Annotated in this window: 12 protein-coding genes and 3 pseudogenes; 6 read left to right on the plus strand and 9 right to left on the minus strand. The window is 65.8% G+C overall.

The window, feature by feature from the left end; translation table 11 throughout:
- Positions 1 to 297 precede the first annotated feature (297 nt).
- Positions 298 to 1,101, plus strand: coding sequence for a ferritin-like domain-containing protein (locus EBS_RS04175; protein WP_043107490.1), 804 nt, complete (start codon positions 298 to 300; stop codon positions 1,099 to 1,101).
- Positions 1,089 to 1,781 (plus strand): hypothetical protein, encoded by a 693-nt coding sequence (locus EBS_RS04180; RefSeq protein WP_052199292.1) that lies wholly within the window; start codon positions 1,089 to 1,091, stop codon positions 1,779 to 1,781. Before EBS_RS04175 ends, EBS_RS04180 begins: the two co-directional genes overlap by 13 nt.
- A gap of 9 nt (positions 1,782 to 1,790) precedes the next feature.
- Here the strand turns inward: EBS_RS04180 and asd are convergent, their stop codons facing one another.
- The 9 genes and pseudogenes from asd to EBS_RS04225 all read right to left on the minus strand — a co-directional run bounded on the left by asd (position 1,791) and on the right by EBS_RS04225 (position 9,786).
- Complete coding sequence (gene asd / locus EBS_RS14945; RefSeq protein ID WP_408065683.1) at positions 1,791 to 2,654, minus strand: archaetidylserine decarboxylase; 864 nt, start codon at positions 2,652 to 2,654, stop codon at positions 1,791 to 1,793.
- 557 nt (positions 2,655 to 3,211) lie between these two features.
- Positions 3,212 to 4,183, minus strand: a pseudogene (locus EBS_RS04190) (pyridoxal-phosphate-dependent aminotransferase family protein); the annotation flags it as partial.
- Positions 4,184 to 4,279: 96 nt separating this feature from the next.
- Positions 4,280 to 4,840, minus strand: a complete 561-nt coding sequence (locus EBS_RS04195; RefSeq protein WP_148307653.1) for a hypothetical protein — start codon at positions 4,838 to 4,840, stop codon at positions 4,280 to 4,282.
- A 230-nt stretch (positions 4,841 to 5,070) separates the two neighbouring features.
- A complete protein-coding gene (locus EBS_RS04200; RefSeq protein WP_043107493.1) occupies positions 5,071 to 6,390 on the minus strand; it encodes an ATP-binding protein in 1,320 nt (439 codons plus the stop codon).
- Positions 6,391 to 6,393: 3 nt separating this feature from the next.
- Positions 6,394 to 7,071 carry a response regulator transcription factor gene (locus EBS_RS04205; RefSeq protein ID WP_043107494.1) on the minus strand — a complete coding sequence of 226 codons (678 nt, stop codon included), beginning with the start codon at positions 7,069 to 7,071 and terminating at the stop codon, positions 6,394 to 6,396.
- A gap of 1 nt (position 7,072) precedes the next feature.
- On the minus strand, positions 7,073 to 7,336 hold the full coding sequence (locus EBS_RS04210) for a PepSY domain-containing protein (RefSeq protein ID WP_043107495.1): 264 nt from the start codon (positions 7,334 to 7,336) through the stop codon (positions 7,073 to 7,075).
- Positions 7,337 to 7,351: 15 nt separating this feature from the next.
- Positions 7,352 to 7,915: a glycine zipper 2TM domain-containing protein gene (locus EBS_RS04215; RefSeq protein WP_043107498.1), complete on the minus strand. Its 564-nt coding sequence runs from the start codon at positions 7,913 to 7,915 to the stop codon at positions 7,352 to 7,354.
- An 82-nt stretch (positions 7,916 to 7,997) separates the two neighbouring features.
- Positions 7,998 to 9,431, minus strand: a complete 1,434-nt coding sequence (gene nhaD / locus EBS_RS04220) for a sodium:proton antiporter NhaD (RefSeq protein WP_043107499.1) — start codon at positions 9,429 to 9,431, stop codon at positions 7,998 to 8,000.
- 16 nt (positions 9,432 to 9,447) lie between these two features.
- The gene (locus EBS_RS04225) at positions 9,448 to 9,786 is read right to left on the minus strand and encodes a hypothetical protein (RefSeq protein ID WP_043107500.1); all 339 of its coding nucleotides are present in this window, start codon (positions 9,784 to 9,786) and stop codon (positions 9,448 to 9,450) included.
- A 553-nt stretch (positions 9,787 to 10,339) separates the two neighbouring features.
- Here EBS_RS04225 and EBS_RS04230 point away from each other — a divergent pair.
- The 4 genes and pseudogenes from EBS_RS04230 to EBS_RS04245 all read left to right on the plus strand — a co-directional run bounded on the left by EBS_RS04230 (position 10,340) and on the right by EBS_RS04245 (position 16,983).
- A pseudogene (locus EBS_RS04230) lies at positions 10,340 to 12,441 on the plus strand (type I secretion system permease/ATPase).
- Between the two features lie 4 nt (positions 12,442 to 12,445).
- A pseudogene (locus EBS_RS04235) lies at positions 12,446 to 13,810 on the plus strand (HlyD family type I secretion periplasmic adaptor subunit).
- 3 nt (positions 13,811 to 13,813) lie between these two features.
- Positions 13,814 to 14,455, plus strand: coding sequence for a LuxR C-terminal-related transcriptional regulator (locus EBS_RS12775; RefSeq protein ID WP_052199293.1), 642 nt, complete (start codon positions 13,814 to 13,816; stop codon positions 14,453 to 14,455).
- A gap of 227 nt (positions 14,456 to 14,682) precedes the next feature.
- Entirely contained in the window at positions 14,683 to 16,983 is a 2,301-nt protein-coding gene (locus EBS_RS04245; RefSeq protein WP_043107503.1) for a retention module-containing protein, read from the plus strand.
- The last annotated feature ends 164 nt before the right edge of the window (positions 16,984 to 17,147 follow it).

Raw genomic sequence — 17,147 nt, forward strand, 5'->3', positions numbered from 1 at the left:
TTCGAACGGTCAAGTCCGACAGGCTGCTAGCATTGCCCCATTGATGTTTCCGGGAATAGTAATATATCGCGCAACGTCCTTTTGTTAACCTTCACAGCCCGTAGGAGCGGTGGTCTGTAGGAGCGACGTCCCCGCCGCGAACATTCGGCCCGAGGACGGGCCTCCTACAGGCCATGTGGGAGCGACGTCCTCGTCGCGAACGGTTCGGCCCGGGGACGGGCCTCCTACAGGCCACGTGGGAGCGGCGTCCCCGCCGCGAATATTCGGTATCTTGCCAGCAACGGATCCAGGAAACCCATGCCTCGCAATCTCCACGCCGCGGCCCATGAATGCCTGCTCACCGCGGACATCGACAGCAAGCTGGAACAGGCGCGTGCCCTGGATGCCGAGTGGCGTGCCGGGCGCTTGCACTGTGCGTCGGTGGTGTTGCCCGATGTGACCGAACCGGGGCGTCCGGCCCGGCCCGAGCTGGTGCCGCCCTCGCAGGTACCGCAGCGGCGCATCGGCACGCCGGAGGGCCACGCGGCCCTGATCCACGCGGTGGCGCACATCGAGTTCAATGCCATCAACCTGGCCTGCGACGCGGCCTGGCGCTTCCAGGGGCTGCCGGAGGCCTACTATGCCGACTGGTTGCGGGTGGCTGCCGAAGAGGCGCATCACTTCACCCTGCTGCGCGACCGCCTGCGCGCGCTGGGTTACGATTACGGCGACTTCGCCGCGCACGATGGCCTCTGGGAGCTGGCGCGCAAGACCGCCGACGATCCGCTGCGGCGCATGGCCCTGGTGCCGCGGGTGATGGAGGCACGCGGGCTGGACGTGACCCCCGGCATGATGAAACGCTTCGCGCACATCGGCGACACGGAGACCGTTGCGATACTCGAGGTCATCCTGCGCGACGAGGTCGGCCACGTGGAGGCGGGTACGCGCTGGTTCCGGCACCTGTGCCGCGAGCGCGGACTGGAACCCGAGAAACACTATTTCGAATTGCTCGAGGCCGCCTTCGGCGAGCGCATGCGTTGTCCCCTGCACAAGGCGGCGCGGCGTCAGGCGGGCTTCAGCGAGACTGAACTGCAACGTCTGGAGGCAATGTGCAAAGACTGATTCCCTGGCTGTTGTTGCTGGCCGTGACCTCGGCATCCGCCGAGCCGGCCGCCTTGCTGGTGTACAAGGTGTGGGAGCAGGGCAGCGATCCCTACATCAGCCGCGTCCTGGTCACCCCGACCCATGTGCGTCTGGACGAGGGGCAGGATACGGGCGACTACACCCTGCTGGATCGCGCTGCGGGCGTGGTCTACAACGTCTCGGCCGAAGACCACAGCGTGCTGGTGATGGCGCCTGGCGAGGCGTCCCCGCCGGCGCAGCCCGCGCTGATGCTCGATGCCACCGACGAGCCCGACACGCAGGCCCCGAAGGTGGCCGGGCGTACCCCGCACCGGGTGGAACTGCTGGCCAATGGCGAGCGTTGCACGACGCTCACCGTGCTGCCGGGCGCCATGGAGGCCGCGTTGGCGGGGTTGCGCGACTTGCGCCGGGTGCTGGCGCGGGTGCAGGCCCGTTCGCTGGCGGCCATGCCGCAGGACTTGCAGACTGCCTGCGAACTGGCCAGCACGGTGTATGCGCCGACCCGCTCGCTCGATCACGGCCTGCCGTTGAGTGAGCAGAGTCCCGGCCGAGTGCAGGTGCTGCTCGACTACATGCCGGATTTCGAGGTCGATGGCGGCCTGTTCGGCGTGCCCTCCGGCTACCAGCGGATCGAGATGTCCGAGCTGGTTCCGGGCTAGCCTCACGGCTCAGTCGGCGATCTTCTCGCCCATGCGCACCCGGCGGCCGACCAGGCCGTTCACCGGGTCCACCGCGTGCTGGGTGTTGAGCACGATCACGGTCGAGCCCATGTTGAAGCGGGCGATCTCCTCGCCTCGGGAAAAGTGCGGGGCGCCGTCGCCCTCGTAGGTCCAGCGCGCGATGCCGTCGTCGGGCGAGCGCACTTCGCCGTGCCAGACCGTCTCCATGCTGCCGACGAAGATGGCGCCGACCAGTACCAGCGCCATGGGGCCGCGGTCGGTGTCGAACAGCAGGATCACCCGCTCGTTGCGCGCGAACAGGCCGGGCACGAGCTCGGCCGTGGTCTCGCTGACGCTGAAGAGGTCGCCGGGCACGAACACCATCTCGCGCAGGGTGCCGTCCAGCGGCATGTGGATGCGGTGGTAGTCGCGCGGTGCCAGGTAGATGGTGGCGAAGGTGCCGGACTCGAACTGCGAGGCCATGAAGCCATCGCCGGCGAGCAGGGCGTAGAGGCTGTATTCGTGCCCCTTGGCCTGGATCAGGCGGTCGTGGCGGATGCGCCCGGCCTGGCTCACCTTGCCGTCCACCGGGCTGGCCATGCCTTCCTGGGTGAGCGGCCGCACGCCGGGCTTGAGCGCGCGGGTGAAGAAGGCGTTGAAGCTGGGGTAGGCGTAGGGGTCTTCGACCAGCGCCTCTTGCATGTCCACGTCGTAGCGGGTGACCACGTAGCGGATCAGCAGGTCCTTCAGCCAGCCGGTCTCGCTGCGTGCCAGGTGGTACATGCCGCGCGAGAGCAGGTGTTGCGGGAGCATGCGCAGCAGCGCGGTGTTGAGGCGGTCGCCCCAGCCTGGGGTGGTGTCGTCGGTGTTCATGTCGTCGAGGTGGTGATACAGCAGGCGCAGACTTTCGGCCATTCGCGCCGGCTTGTCCAGCGGCAGCCAGGCGTACAGCCGTCGGTCGGGGCCGAGCAGGGCGGCGGTGGCCTGCTCGCCCCGGCAGGAAGCGGCGGTGTCGGTGGGCAGGCGCAGCGCACCGGCAAGGATGGCGCGGCGACTGGGGGGCAGTACCTGTACCGCGGCCCAGTCGATGTGCCGCCACAGGCTGTCGGGCGTGTCCGGCCAGGCAGCGAGCAGCACCAGGCGCAGGGCCTCCTGGAGCTTCGGGGTGTCGGCCAGGCGGTTCCAGGTTTCGATGTGAGCGCGCAGCAGGTCCTCGCAGGCCGGGCCGGGGTCGCCGGCCAGCACCAGGGTCCAGTGCCCGGCGGTGGCGCGCTCGAGTGCCGGGCCGAGCTGGCCGGGAGAGAGCGCAAGCGGTTGCGCAGGCAGGCGCAGGCCGGTCGCTTCGAGCTGGTGGCGCTGCCACTGCTTGCCCAGCCAGTAGCCGAGCAGCAGCACCGCCGCTGCCAGCAGGATCAGCGACAGGCGTCCCGGCCTGGCGTTGCGGCGTCGTCGGCGCCCGCGGGGATGCTCACGGCGTTGAGCTGCGGCAGGCGGGCGTCTTCGGGGACGATGAATTCCAGGCCCATGGCCTCCAGGCCGGTGCGCAGGATGTGATGGTTCTCGCGGTGGCGTGCCCAGGCGTTCTCCAGCCCTTCTTTCTTGAGCATCAGCAGGGCCTCGTGCAGGGCGTACATGGCGTTGACCGGCGCGGTGTGGTGGTAGGCGCGTTTTGCACTGCCGCCCCAGTAGGCCATGATCAGGTTCATGTCGAGGAACCAGCTCTGCACCTTGTGGCCGCGGTTGGCGATGACGTGCTGGGCACGCTCGCTGAAGCTCACCGGCGAGATGCCGGGCACGCAGCTCAGGCACTTCTGGGTGCCGGAATAGACCGCGTCGATGCCCCAGTCGTCCACCCGCAGTTCGCAACCGCCCAGCGAGGTGACCGCATCGACGATGGTCAGGCAGTCGTGCCGGCGGGCCAGCTCGGCGAGCGTCTTGGCATCGGACAGCGCGCCAGTGGAGGTCTCGGCGTGCACGAAGGCGAGGATCCTGGCGTCCGGGTGGGCCTTGAGGGCGTCCTCGACCTTCTGCGGATCGACCGGCTTGCCCCAGTCGTCCATCACCATCACGGCCTCGCCGCCGCAGCGCTCGACGTTTTCCTTCATGCGTCCGCCGAACACGCCGTTCTGGCAGACGATGACCTTGTCGCCGGGCTCGACCAGGTTGACGAAGCAGGCCTCCATGCCGGCCGAGCCGGGTGCCGAGATGGGCATGGTGAGCTGGTTCTCGGTCTGGAAGGCGTATTGCAGCAGGGCCTTGATCTCGTCCATCAGGTCGACAAAGGCCGGGTCCAGGTGGCCGATGGTCGGGCGGCTCAGGGCTTCGAGGATACGCGGCGGTACGTCCGAGGGGCCGGGGCCCATGAGGGTGCGCAACGGCGGATGGAAAGCGGTCTGTGACATGCTGGAAACCTGACTGAAAATATCGTGAACCGGCTAGTATAGGGAGGGTCCGATCCAGGCGGCAACCGGGAAAACCGGGCAAAAGATACGGCAGCCTCAGTCGCCTGTTGGCATCTGCAGCAGCATCTCCACCTTGCGTCGGTTCCACAGGCCGCCACCGGGCGCGGGGCGGTGCATGTCGTTCCAGATGGCGGCGGTCTGTTCCGGCAGGATCTTGTTGGCCGTGTATTCCCGGGCCTCTTTGCGCAGGGCGTCCAGGTAAGGCCCCTCGCCAGCCAATGCCACCAGGCCCACCAGGTCGATGTCCTGGTCGTGTTGTTCGCGCAGGATCGCGAGCGCTTCTTCGGGCCGGTGGCGGTGCAGAAGTTCGGTGGCGACGGCCCCCAGTTCGCGGATGACCTGCCGCTGGGGCATGCGCAAGGCGATGGCCTTCAGGCGCTGGCGGACCAGTGGCACCACCTCACGGGTGACCGGGGTGCTCAGTTCGGGAAAGCGCTGATTGAAACGGTCGATGATCTCGGTGACCGCAGTGGCGGTTTCGAGCTTTTGCCAGGCTTCGTGTGCGGGCACCCAGTGTTCGCCGATCCGGATCAGGGGCTCTTCGGTCTGGGTCTCGCCGGTCGGTGCCGGGGAAGGGGTTTCGAGCGCCATTGACATCCAGTCCTCCTGTCATTGGGGACTGTGGCGGCAGCCGGTTGTGGGACTTTAGCCCAAGTTTGTCGCCATACTCGCAATGGCTCTCGGGTAGGGCCGGCGTCCTCGCCGCGAACGGTTCGGCCCGGGGACGGGCCTCCTACGGTGGGAGCGGCGTCCTCGTCGCGAACGGTTCGGCCCGGGGACGGGCCTCCTGCCCTCTGTACCCATTTCGGGGTTTCCCTGGGGTGGTGTCAGGGAAAGGTCAGCACGAAACTCGCGCCGCCCAGCGCCGAGTGGCCGATGCGGATGCTGGCGCCGTATTGCTGGAGGATCTCGCGTACCACGGCCAGGCCGATGCCCTCGCCGGGGTGACGCTCGTCGGCGCGTACCCCCCGGGCGAGCAGGGCCTCGCCCATGCCGGGCGGCAGGCCGGGGCCGTCGTCGGCGATCTCCAGGGTCAGGGAACTGCCCTCCAGGCGGCAGACCCGGACCTGCTCGCGGGCATGGCGGAAGGCGTTCTCCAGCAGGTTGCCGAACAGCTCCATCAGGTCGCCCTCGTCCATGCGCAGGCAGACCGAGTCGTCCAGGTCGATGCTCAGCCGGATGCCGCGATCGGCATGCAGCTTGGCCAGGCCCCGGCCCAGGCGTTCGATCAGCGGTCGCAGGGCGACCGGGGCGGACAGGGCGGTGCCCCCGGCCACGGCCGCGCGTTGCCGCTGGTAGCTGACGATCTCGTCGATGCGCTGGACCTGTTCTTCGACCAGCGCCGAGAGTTCGGGGCAGCGCTCCGGGTCGGTGGCGCCGCGCAGCACGGTCAGCGGGGTCTTCAGGCTGTGGGCCAGGTCGGCCAGGCTGTGGCGTACCCGTTCCTGGCGTGCCTGCGCCTGCGAGAGCAGGGCCTCGAGGTTGTCGGTCAACGGGCGCAGCTCCACCGGTACCCCGTCGGGCAAGCGCGAGGCCCGGCCCTGCTCGATCTGCTTGATGGCCCCGGCGAGCCGGTACAGGGGGCGCAGGCCCCAGCGCACGGCAGCGAGTTGCACGCCAAGCAGGATCAGGCTGAGCAGGGCCAGCCAGCCCCAGAGGGTGGCGCGGAAGTCGGCCTGCTGGCGTTCCAGGTCGGCGGTGTCGGCGGCGATGGTGAGGGTGTAGGGGATGGGGGTGCCCGCGAGGTCTTCCCAGGCCACGGTCTGTTCGAGCAGCAGCAGGTCGCCGTGGTGGCCGATTCGCCGTTCGCCCACTGCCGGCGGCTCGGACTCCGGCAGCTCGCGCCCGATCAGCGAGGCGGATTGCCAGCGGTAGCGGCCGTCCTCGCCCACGACGCGCGCATAGCGTCCCGAGTCGGGTCGGTTGAAGGCGGGGTCGGGCAGGGTCTGCGGCAGGCGGGGCCGCCCATGGTCGTCCTCGCGGGCGGTTGCCAGCAGGGTGTAGACATGGGCCTGGAGCTGTTCGACCAGCGCGGTCTCGCTGGCATGCCGAAAGGCCGAGTCCAGCGACCAGCCCGCCAGCCCGGCGAAGGCCGCGACCAGGGCGGTGCTGACCAGCAGCAGGCGGCGGGTGATCGAGGGTTGCATGGCCTAATCGATGTCGGTGCGGAAGCGATAGCCGCGCCCGCGCAGGGTCTCGATGGGCTTGCGCTGCCCTTCGGGGTCGAGCTTGCGGCGCAGGCGGCCGATGAACACCTCCAGCACGTTGCTGTCGCGGTCGAAATCCTGGTCGTAGAGGTGTTCGGTCAGCTCGGTCTTGGAGATCACCTTGCCGGCGTGCAGCATCAGGTATTCGAGCACCCGGTATTCGTGGCCGGTGAGTTCGACGGGCCGACCATCGACCGCCACGGTCTGCCGGGCGGTGTCGAGGCGGATGCCGCAGCCCTCGATCACCGGGCTGGCGTGTCCCGCCGCGCGGCGCAGCAGGGCCTTGACCCGGGCCACCAGTTCCTCGACGTGGAAGGGCTTGGTGAGATAGTCGTCGGCGCCGGCCTCCAGGCCCTCGACCTTGTCCTGCCAGCTGTCGCGCGCGGTGAGGATGAGGATGGGGAAGGTGCGCTCGAGTTCGCGCAGGCGACGGATCAGCTCGATGCCGGAGAGCTTCGGCAGGCCGAGGTCGATGATGGCCAGGTCCATGGGATATTCGCGTCCCAGGAACAGGCCCTCCTCGCCATCGGGCGCGGCGTCGACGGGAAAACCCCGCTGGCTCAGCTCGCGGGCGAGCTGTTCGCGCAGCGGGTCCTCGTCCTCGACCAGCAGGATGCGCATCTCAGTGCCGGTCGTCCCGGTGTCGGCGCCGCCGTTCCTCTCCGGCGCGGACCCGGTAGCGCTTGACCCGGCCGTCCGGCGTGAGGATGCGGATGCTGTAGGTCTCGCGGCCGTGCTTGTCGAACAGGGTCTCGGCCGAGATCACCCGTCCGTCGAAGCGTTCGCGCGCTTCGGATACCGCCTCGTCGAGCGAGGCGTGCTGCCACCAGCCGGCCTGGCCGGTAGTGGCCGCGAGCATCAGCAGGACACAGGCAATGGTGCGCATCGGGCGGTCTCCCGGTCAGTCGATGGGCCGGACATCCACTCGCACCCGGATGTGCTTTCCGGGATGGTGGTTCATGCGGGTGTGAAACACGCGGCCCTTGTAACGGTATTTTACACGGTAGGCGACGATCTCCTCGTGCTCTTCCACGCGGTCGGTGACCTCGCAGCGCCGGCGGTGTCGCGGGCGATAGTCGACGTGCCGGTCGCCGTGATTCAGGTCGCGCGCGATCGAAGCGCCCAGCAGGGAGCCGGCCACGGTCATTGCCGTCTTGCCGCTGCCTCGCCCGAACTGGTTGCCGACCACGCCGCCGACGATGGCGCCGACGATGGGCGGGGTGTAGGAGTCGTCGTGCCCGTAGTCCGATCGCTGATAGTAACGCTCCTTCCAGCAACGCTCCTCGGGGACCGAGACCCGTACCGTCTCGTAGATGGGGGTGACGCGGATCACCCGTGCGGTGTCCTCGAAGGGACCGCGGTGCCGGTATTCGTCGTGGTCGTCGTCCCAGTGCGGGCTGGCAGTGGCACAGCCGGTCAGGGCGATGCCCAGGGCAAGGGTGGTGATCTGGATCAGCTTGTTCATGGTGTTTCTCCCGCGTCGATGACGATCTTTCCGACTGTCGGGGAGAAGTCTGGCAGGGGGTTGCTGAACTGAAGCTGAACGCTCAATCGAACAGGTGGGCGTTGATCCAGAAGTGCACCGCGATGCTGGCGGCGTAGCCCAGGGCGATCACCGGGGTCCATTTCAGATGACCGAAGAAGGTGTAGACGCCACGCGCCTGCCCCATCAGGGCCACACCGGCAGCCGAGCCAATCGACAGCAGCGAGCCGCCCACGCCGGCGGTCAGGGTGACCAGCATCCACTGGCCCTCGGACATGTCGGGCAGCATGGTGAGGACCGCGAACATGACCGGAATGTTGTCGATGACCGAAGACAGCAGCCCCACGGTGATGTTGGCCTCGGTCGGACCCCAGCCGGTATACATCACCTGCGAGACCAGGGTCAGGTAGCCGATGAAGCCCAGGCCGCCCACGCACACCACCACGCCATAGAAGAACAGCAGGGTGTCCCATTCGGCGCGTGCCACGTGGCGGAACACGTCGAAGGCCACCGGGCTGCCGATCGCGCCATTCTGGTCGGGCCTGCCTTGACGTTCGCGCATCTTGATGTAGAAGCCGAAGAACTGCAGGTAGGACAGGCCGGTGAGCATGCCGACCACTGGCGGCAGCTGCAGCAGGCTGTGGAAGCTCACGGCGGTGACGATGGTGGCCAGGAACAGCCCGATGATGATGCCGCCGCCGAACTGCATGCGCACCGGTGCTTCGTCGGTGTCGGGTTTTTCGCGGCTGACCGTCAGCGACATGAGCAGGGCCGGTACGAACCAGTTGACCAGCGCTGGCACGAACAGGCTGAAGAAGGCCCAGAAATCGATGACGCCCTCGGGCGTGTGGATGTTCTTCTGCCAGACCATCAGGGTGGTGATGTCGCCGAATGGCGAGAAGGCCCCACCCGCGTTGGCCGCCACCACGATGTTGATGCAGGCGACCAGCACGAAGCGTGGGTTGTTGCCGCCCACGGCCAGCACCACCGCGCACATCAGCAGCGCGGTGGTGAGGTTGTCGGCCACCGGTGAGATGAAGAAGGCCAGCAGGTCGGTGATCCAGAACAGTTGCCGCAGGCTGAAGCCCTTCTTGATGAGCCAGGAACGCAGGGCGGCGAACACGTTACGCTCGTCCATGGCGTTGATGTAGGTCATGGCCACCAGCAGGAACAGCATCAGCTCGGCATACTCGAGCAGGTTGTGGCGGACCGCGGCCTCGACGATGTGGCTGTCGCCCGTGTCCCGGTAGGCCAGGGCGATCATCGCCCAGATCACGCCGGCGGCGAGGATCACCGGCTTGGACTTGCGCAGGTGGGTGAATTCCTCGGCCATCACCAGCAGGTAGGCAAGGACGAAGATGCCTAGCGCGGCCAGGCCGGTGGTGGTGGCTGTCAGGTCACGGGTCGCGGCCAGGGTCTCGGCTGCGAACGACAGCGCCGGGAGCAGGGTGGCGGCGAGCAGCAGGAGGCCGACGGTAATACGGGGTCTGTGGTACATCGAAACAGGTGAATCGCTAGATGATGCCATCGTCGTCGACCAGAACCTGGCCGTGGTCGCTGAGTTTGCTGCGCAGTTGTTTGCGTAACAGCAGTTTCTTCTGGGCCTCTGGCGGGAGGTCGGTCAGGCGGATGACGTTGCGTTCCGCAAGAAGCGTGATGAGATCTTCCAGGACCCGGGTGAGTTGTCGATCGCTCTCCGCCAGCAGGGCATGCGTCCTGGCGCCGTCCGGCGGAGCGCCCAGGAAATCCAGGATCTCGGGGTGATCGGCGGGGAGTTCTTCTTCTGCACCGGGCTGACAGGTGGCGTGCAGGGCGATGATCTCGCCGCGTTCGTTTCGTCGGACGTAGGGCATGTGACGGCCTGTCCCTGAGGCTGTGGTTGGGTCATCGCGGAACCTTGTGAAACCAAGTCCGGAACGAAAGATGGCGTTACACGACTTGTCCAAGGTTTCCTTTAAGGTAGTGCAGTGTAGAATGCGAAACAAGTCGCGACAGTGCTTCTCGCTGAGTGTGGGGGGCTGGCGTGTGGGGGGCTGGCGACAAGTTGGAGGGGCGGTGGAAAGGTGAGCGCGCTCTTCATGTCGCGATGGAATAGGAATAAACTGCGTCGGCAGTCCGTCCGGACGGGCCGCTCTTTGGGTGTATCCCCAACAACGGTGATTCAAGCTGGCATGAGACCGGCCGTTGTCTATGTGAGATACGCCTCCGGACGAAGTATCCCGGAAAGTCCAGAACAGGCGGAGCGGAGGAATTTCCGGTCCGGTAGGTCGGAATGGCCTTCGTCAGGGGCCACGTGTCAGGGGAAGAGACTACCGCGTGAGCAATTTTCAGCATGAAACCGGGAATGCGCGTCAAGCCGTAGATGACTGGGATGTCGCCGGTGTTGCGGAGACCTTCCACGATCCCTTGCTGGACGCGCTTGTCCTGCTGGCACGGCTGGAAGGGCGTCCGACCACGCCGGATGCGCTGACCGCCGGACTTCCGCTGGAGGGCGGCTATCTCACGCCCGAGCTGTTTCCGCGCGCGGCGCGTCGCGCCGGCTTGTCGGCGCGCCTTTTGCAGCGCGAGCTGGGCGAGATCTCTCCGCTGGTGCTGCCGGTGGTGGTGCTGTGTCGCGGACGCCATGCCTGCCTCCTCACGGCGATCGATGCTCAGGAAGGGAGAGCGACCATCCTCGACCCCGAGACGGGCACCGGTGCCATCGAACTGACGCTCGACGAGCTGGCCTCGCGCTACAGCGGGCATGTGTTCTACGTCAAGCCCGAGCACCGTTTCGACGAACGCGCGCCCGGTGCCACCGGCGAGCGCAGCGGTCACTGGTTCTGGAGCACCCTGGCGCAGTCGTGGCGCATCTATCGCGATGTGCTGGTGGCGTCCTTTCTCATCAATCTGTTTGCCCTGGCCAGCCCCCTGTTCATGAAGAACGTGTATGACCGGGTGGTGCCGAACAATGCGGTCGAAACCCTGTGGGTGCTGGCGGTCGGCATCTTTGTGGTGGTGGTCTTCGATATCGTGATGAAGATGCTGCGCAGCTATTTCATCGACCTGGCGGGCAAGAAGGCCGACTTGCTGCTGTCGGCGCGTATCTTCGAGCAGGTGCTGGGCATGCGCATGGAAGCCAAGCCGGCATCGGTGGGTGCCTTCGCCAGCAATCTGCGTGAGTTCGAGAGCATTCGCGACTTCATCACCTCCGCTTCGATCACCACCCTGGTGGATCTGCCCTTCGTGGCGCTGTTCCTGCTGGTGATCTGGCTGATCGGCGGGCCGGTGGTCTGGGTCGGGGTGGTGGTGATCGTGCTGGTGCTGCTGTATGGCCTGGTCATCCAGAAACCCTTGCGTGAGTCGGTAGAGAAGACCTATGCGGCCTCGGCGCAGAAGGGGGCCATGTTGCACGAGACACTGTCGGGGCTGGAGTCGATCAAGTTCCTCGGTGCCGAGAGTGCCCTGCAGCGCAAGTGGGAGCAGCTCACCGGCCACATCGCCGACTGGTCCATCCGTTCGCGCCTGCTTTCCACCTCGGCGGTCAGCGTCGCGGGCATGTTGCAGCAGCTGGCGCAGGTGGGTGTGATCGTGGTCGGTGTCTACCAGGTGAGCGACGGCGAGCTGAGCATGGGCGGCCTGATCGCCTGCGTGATGCTCACCGGGCGGGCCGTTGCGCCGATGGGCCAGGTGGCGAACCTGGCAGTGCGTTACTTTCATGCCAAGACGGCGCTGGGAACGCTGGAGAATGTCATGGCCCTGCCGGTGGACCGGCCGGAGGACAAGACCTTTCTCAGTCGGCCGCGGCTGGAGGGCGAGATCGAGTTCGATCACGTCAGCTTCCAGTATCCGGGCAACGAGGTGGCGGCACTCGACGATGTGACCTTCCGCATCCGCCCCGGCGAGCACGTGGCCCTGATCGGGCGTATCGGCTCGGGCAAGAGCACCATCGCCAAGCTGATCCTGGGGCTGTACTCGCCGACCTCGGGCGCGGTGCGCATCGACGGCATCGACGTGCGCCAGATCAATCCGGCCGACCTGCGGCGCAATATCGGCTACGTGGCGCAGGAGCCGGTGCTGTTCTTCGGGTCGGTGCGCGACAACATCACCATATGGCCGCGCCACACGCCACCGACGAGGAGATCCTCCACGCGGCAGAGTTGGCCGGCGTGACCGGCTTCGTCCGGCATCACCCCATGGGTTTCGACATGCCGGTAGGCGAGCGTGGCGAGAACCTCTCCGGGGGACAGCGCCAGTCGATCGCGGTGGCCCGGGCGCTGATCCATTCGCCGAGCCTGTTCGTCATGGACGAGCCGACCAATGCCATGGACAACACCGCCGAGGCGCAATTGAAGAAACAGCTGCGCAAGGTGATCGAGGGTAAGACCGCCATCATCGTTACCCACCGGTCTTCCATGCTCGATCTGGTCGATCGTCTGATCGTCCTGGACCGGGGGCGGATCATCGCCGACGGCGACAAGGATACGGTGGTGCAGATGCTCAAGGAAGGCCGACTGCGTACCGGGTGACATGATGGATGCCAAGCAGTCACAGCCAGACGGGAGTCGGGTGATGCCGGACAAGGTGCGGCCGGAAGACCTGGAGTTCATGTCCGATGCCTCGGCAGCGGTCCTGCTGCGGGCGCCACGCGGCGGCCGGCTCATATCCTGTGGGGGCCTTTCTGTTCATCGTGGCGGCCCTGTTGTGGGCCTCCTGGGCCGAACTCGACGAGGTGACCTCGGGTGTCGGACAGGTCATTCCGTCGAACCAGATCCAGGTGGTGCAGAACCTGGAGGGGGGCATCATCGCCGAGATCCTGGTGAAGAACGGCGATGTGGTGGAGAAGGGGCAGGTGCTCATCCGCATCGACGACACCCGTTTTCCTCGTCCCTGCGCGAGGCGCGGCAGCGTTACTACAGCTTGCTGTTGCACAAGGCGCGGCTCGAGGCCGAGGCCGAAGGGCGGGATATGCAGATTCCGCCGGAGATCACGCAGAAGGCGCCGGAGCTGGTGGACGACGAGCGCGCCCTGTTCAAGGCGCATCTCGAACAACTGGAGAACAACCGCAAGATCCTGCAGGCCCAGCGCAAGCAGCGTCGCCAGGAACTCGACGAGGCACGGGCCCGGCGGACCCATCTGCAACGCAGTCTGGATCTGCTCTCGCGCGAGCTGAAGATGACCGAGCCGCTGGTCGAGGCTGGTGCCATCTCCGAGGTGGACGTGTTGCGCCTGCGTCGCCAGGTCAGTGATCTGCAGGGGGAGCTGGATGCCGTCAAGCTGTCCATTCCGCGTCTGGAGTCGCTGCTCGACGAGGCCGAGAAGAAGCTCGAGGAGGTCGAACTGAGCTTCCGCGCCAAGGCGCGCGAACAACTGGCGGATGTGCTGTCCGAGCTGTCCCAGCTGCAGGAATCCGCCGTGGCGCTGCAGGATCGCGTGAAACGTACCGAGGTGCGTTCGCCGGTCCGTGGCACCATCAAGCAGGTCCTGGTGACCACCGTCGGCGGCGTGGTGCAGCCCGGTATGGACCTGGTGGAGATCGTGCCGCTCGACGATACCCTGCTGGTCGAGGCCAAGATTTCACCGCGCGACATCGGCTTCATCGGTCCGGGGCAGGAGGCCGTGGTCAAGATCACTGCCTACGATTTCGCCATCTATGGAGGGCTCAAGGGCCGGGTCGAACAGATCAGCGCCGATGCCATCCAGGACCAGGATGGCAAAAATTTCTACCTTGTACGTGTCCGTACCGAGAAGAACCATCTCGGCACGGACGAGCACCCTTTGCCCATCATTCCCGGCATGCAGGCCAAGGTCGATATCCTCACCGGCAAGAAGACGGTGTTGCAGTACCTGCTCAAGCCGGTACTGCGCGCCAAGCAGAAAGCCTTGCGGGAACGTTGAATCATGCTGGTGCTGTGTAGCCACGACACCGGGCAGATCGAGCGCTGGCGGTCCGGTCTGAGTGCCTATCGCGGGCGTTATCGGACCTGTGATTCCCTGGAGGCTCTGGCTTCAGATGCGAGTATCGGCCCGGACGATCTGGTGTTGCTCGACATGGAGATTGCCGGGGCATCGATCGAACGCATTCTCACTTTCATTGCCACCCACCCGCTGATTCGTATCTTTGCATTCTCGTCCCGCCATACGCCAGAAGAAGGCGAGGCTGTGATTGCCGCCGGCGCCCGCGGCTATGCGAACCGCTACATGCATCCGGATGTCCTGGCACAGGCCGTTCCCCTGGTCGAGCAGGGTGAGGTGTGGCTGGGTGCCGACCTGGTGCTGCACCTGATCCGCCGTAATTCGCCTGCAAGGGAAAGTGCGGAGTCCTTTTCTCGTGAAGAACGCCACGATGCGGTTCTCGGCAAGCTCACGCCGCGCGAACGCGAGATCGCCTGCCGCATCGTCCAGGGCAAGAGCAACAAGGTCATCGCCAGGGAGCTTGGCATCACCGAACGCACCATCAAGGCCCACCTCGGGGCCATCTACCGCAAGACGGGGACCAATGATCGATTGCAGCTGGCCTTGATGCTCCAGTCCTTGCTATGAGGGAGCTTGCCGGGTCGGGTGTCGCTGGTTGTCGCCCTTGATTCTGGGGCTTCAAGGAACCAGTTCACAGTTCTAGTACCTTGGTCCAATACTCTCGGGTTGCGAGTTCCGCTACATTGACCCGTTAGCCGAGAAGAAATATCTCTAAGAATCAAGAAATTACTGGCCTCGCCGATTGATCTTGTTCCGGGGTCAATGGAAAAGCCTGCAAAGCAAGGGAATCCATTATGGCAAATACCACCGTCATCACCGCTGAAGGCATCGGCTATGTCCGCATGGTCCAGGGGCTGGTCATTGCAAGGGCCGAGGACGGCACCGAGCGTGTCCTGAGCGTGGGTGACATCGTCTATCCCGGCGAGGTCATCGAGACCAGCGACCCGGGTGCGGTGTTGATCGAACTGCGTGACGGTACCGAACTGACCCTGGGCCTGGATTCCCGGTTGGTTCTGGATCCCGAAGTCTATGGTTTCGACACCGAGGCGGAGCGTTCCGAGCAGATCAGCAGTATCGAGGATGTGCAGCGCGCCATTGCCGCCGGCGCCGACCCGACCGAGGTCACCCAGACGACCGCCGCTGGCCCCGACACCGGCATCGGTGGGGCCGATACCGAGGACGACACGCAGCCCGCGGTCATCGTCCAACGTATTGGTGAAGAAGTCCGTCCCGACAGTGGATTCGAAACCGGAACCTTCGGCGACGAGCGGATCGAGTTTCCGGATGATCTGGGGGTTGAGGAGGTGCTGCCTGGTGAATCAGGTCCGGTGGTGACCATCCCGGACACCGACGGGACGGCGAATGCGACCGACAGCACGCTGCCGGAGAGCGCGGGCCCGACGGCGGGCGACTTCAGCGCCCCGGCGGGTCTGAGCAGCCTGGACGTGGGCGGCACGACGCTGACCCCGGCCGACCTGAACAACCTGGGCACCAGCCCGGTGACCATCACCACCACGGACGGCAGCCTGGTGCTGACCGGGTACAACCCGGCCACGGGCCAGGTGAGCTACACCTATGATCCGAACGTCCTGAGCCACACCAATGGTCAAGCGATCACCGACAGCATCACGATCACGGTGACCGCGGCGGACGGCCAGAGCACGAGCGACACCCTGGACATCGCGATCACCGACAGCGTGCCGACCGCGAACGCGGACAGCGCCAGCATCACCGAGGATGCCGCGCCGAACACGGTGAGCGGGAACGTCACCACCAATGACACCATCGGCGCGGACGGCGCGGACGGCGCGGACGGCGCGGACGGCGCGGCGAGCCCGGGCCCGGTGACCACGACCGGGACCTTCACGCTGGCCTACGGCAGCCTGGTGCTGAACGCCGACGGCAGCTACACCTACACGCTGGACAACGCCAACCCGGCGGTGAACGGTCTGAGCACGGGCCAGAGCCTGAGCGACAGCTACACCTACACCATCACCGACGCGGACGGCAGCACCGCGACCGCGATGCTGACGATCACCATCAACGGGGTGACCGACGGCGCGCCGGTGGTGACGATCGTTGAGGATGCCAACAACGACGGCATCATCTCCAGCAGCGAGCTTGTGGGGAATGTCAATGTCGAGATCGCGCTTCCGTCGGGAGCGGTTGCGGGCGATACGCTCACCATCACCAATCCGGACGGTACGACCACGGCGGTGGTCCTGACGGCGACGGACATTACGGCGGGCAAGTACCTCACCAGCTATGTTGCGCCAGCGAGCGGGCAGAGCATCACGGTGAGCGCGACACTGACCGATCAGGTTGGCAACGTCTCTGCGTCCAGCACCGACAGCGCAACCATGGATCTGAGCGCTTTGGCGATCCGCGTGGATATCAAAGATGACAGCGGCAATGACGACTACCTTGACAGCGGCGACGATCTGACACAGACCGCGCTTAGCGGACAGATCGAAGCGGGCGGCAGCATCACCTCACTGGTGGTCTCTGACGGTACCAACAGTATCAACATCGATCCGGCAAGCATCACCGTAGCAGCCGATGGAAGCTGGAGTACGACGGTCGATACCAGCAGTCTCAACGACGGTACGGTCACGCTCAATGCGACCGATGCGGTCGGCAACGCGGCGACTGCGGCGACCGATACGATTGAAAAAGATACGACCGCGTCAGCGACGATTACTGTAGATGCAGTGACGGCCGATAACATCATCAACGCCGCCGAGAGCGGACAGACCATTGCCGTCACCGGTACGGTGGGCGGGGATGCCAAGGCGGGCGATACGGCCACGCTGAACGTCAACGGCAACACCTACACCGGCCAGGTGACAGCCGATGCCAATGGCAACTTGGTGTACAGCATCAACGTCCCCGGTGCCGACCTGGCCGCCGATACCACCGTCTATGCCTCCGTGACCGCCATCGATGCGGCGGGCAATCCCGCCACGGCGACGACGACGCACACCCACAGTGTGTGCACCAATTATCACCAGCATAACCAATTCAGCCGTATCCGAAGAGGGCCTGGCCAATGGGCTGCCGGATGCCACAGGTACGCCAACAGATACGACCGATAGTGCCACGGCGACGGGAACGATTACGTTTGCGGATCCGGATAGTAACGCTTTTACCTTGAGCCTCTCTGGCCCGACCACGAACCTGACTTCTGGTGGTCAGTCGGTCTCCAGCTGGGTATGGGACTCAAACACCCAAACGCTGACTGGTAGTACGGCAGGTGGCA

Source organism: endosymbiont of unidentified scaly snail isolate Monju (assembly GCF_000801295.1).
Lineage (GTDB): Bacteria > Pseudomonadota > Gammaproteobacteria > Chromatiales > Chromatiaceae > MONJU.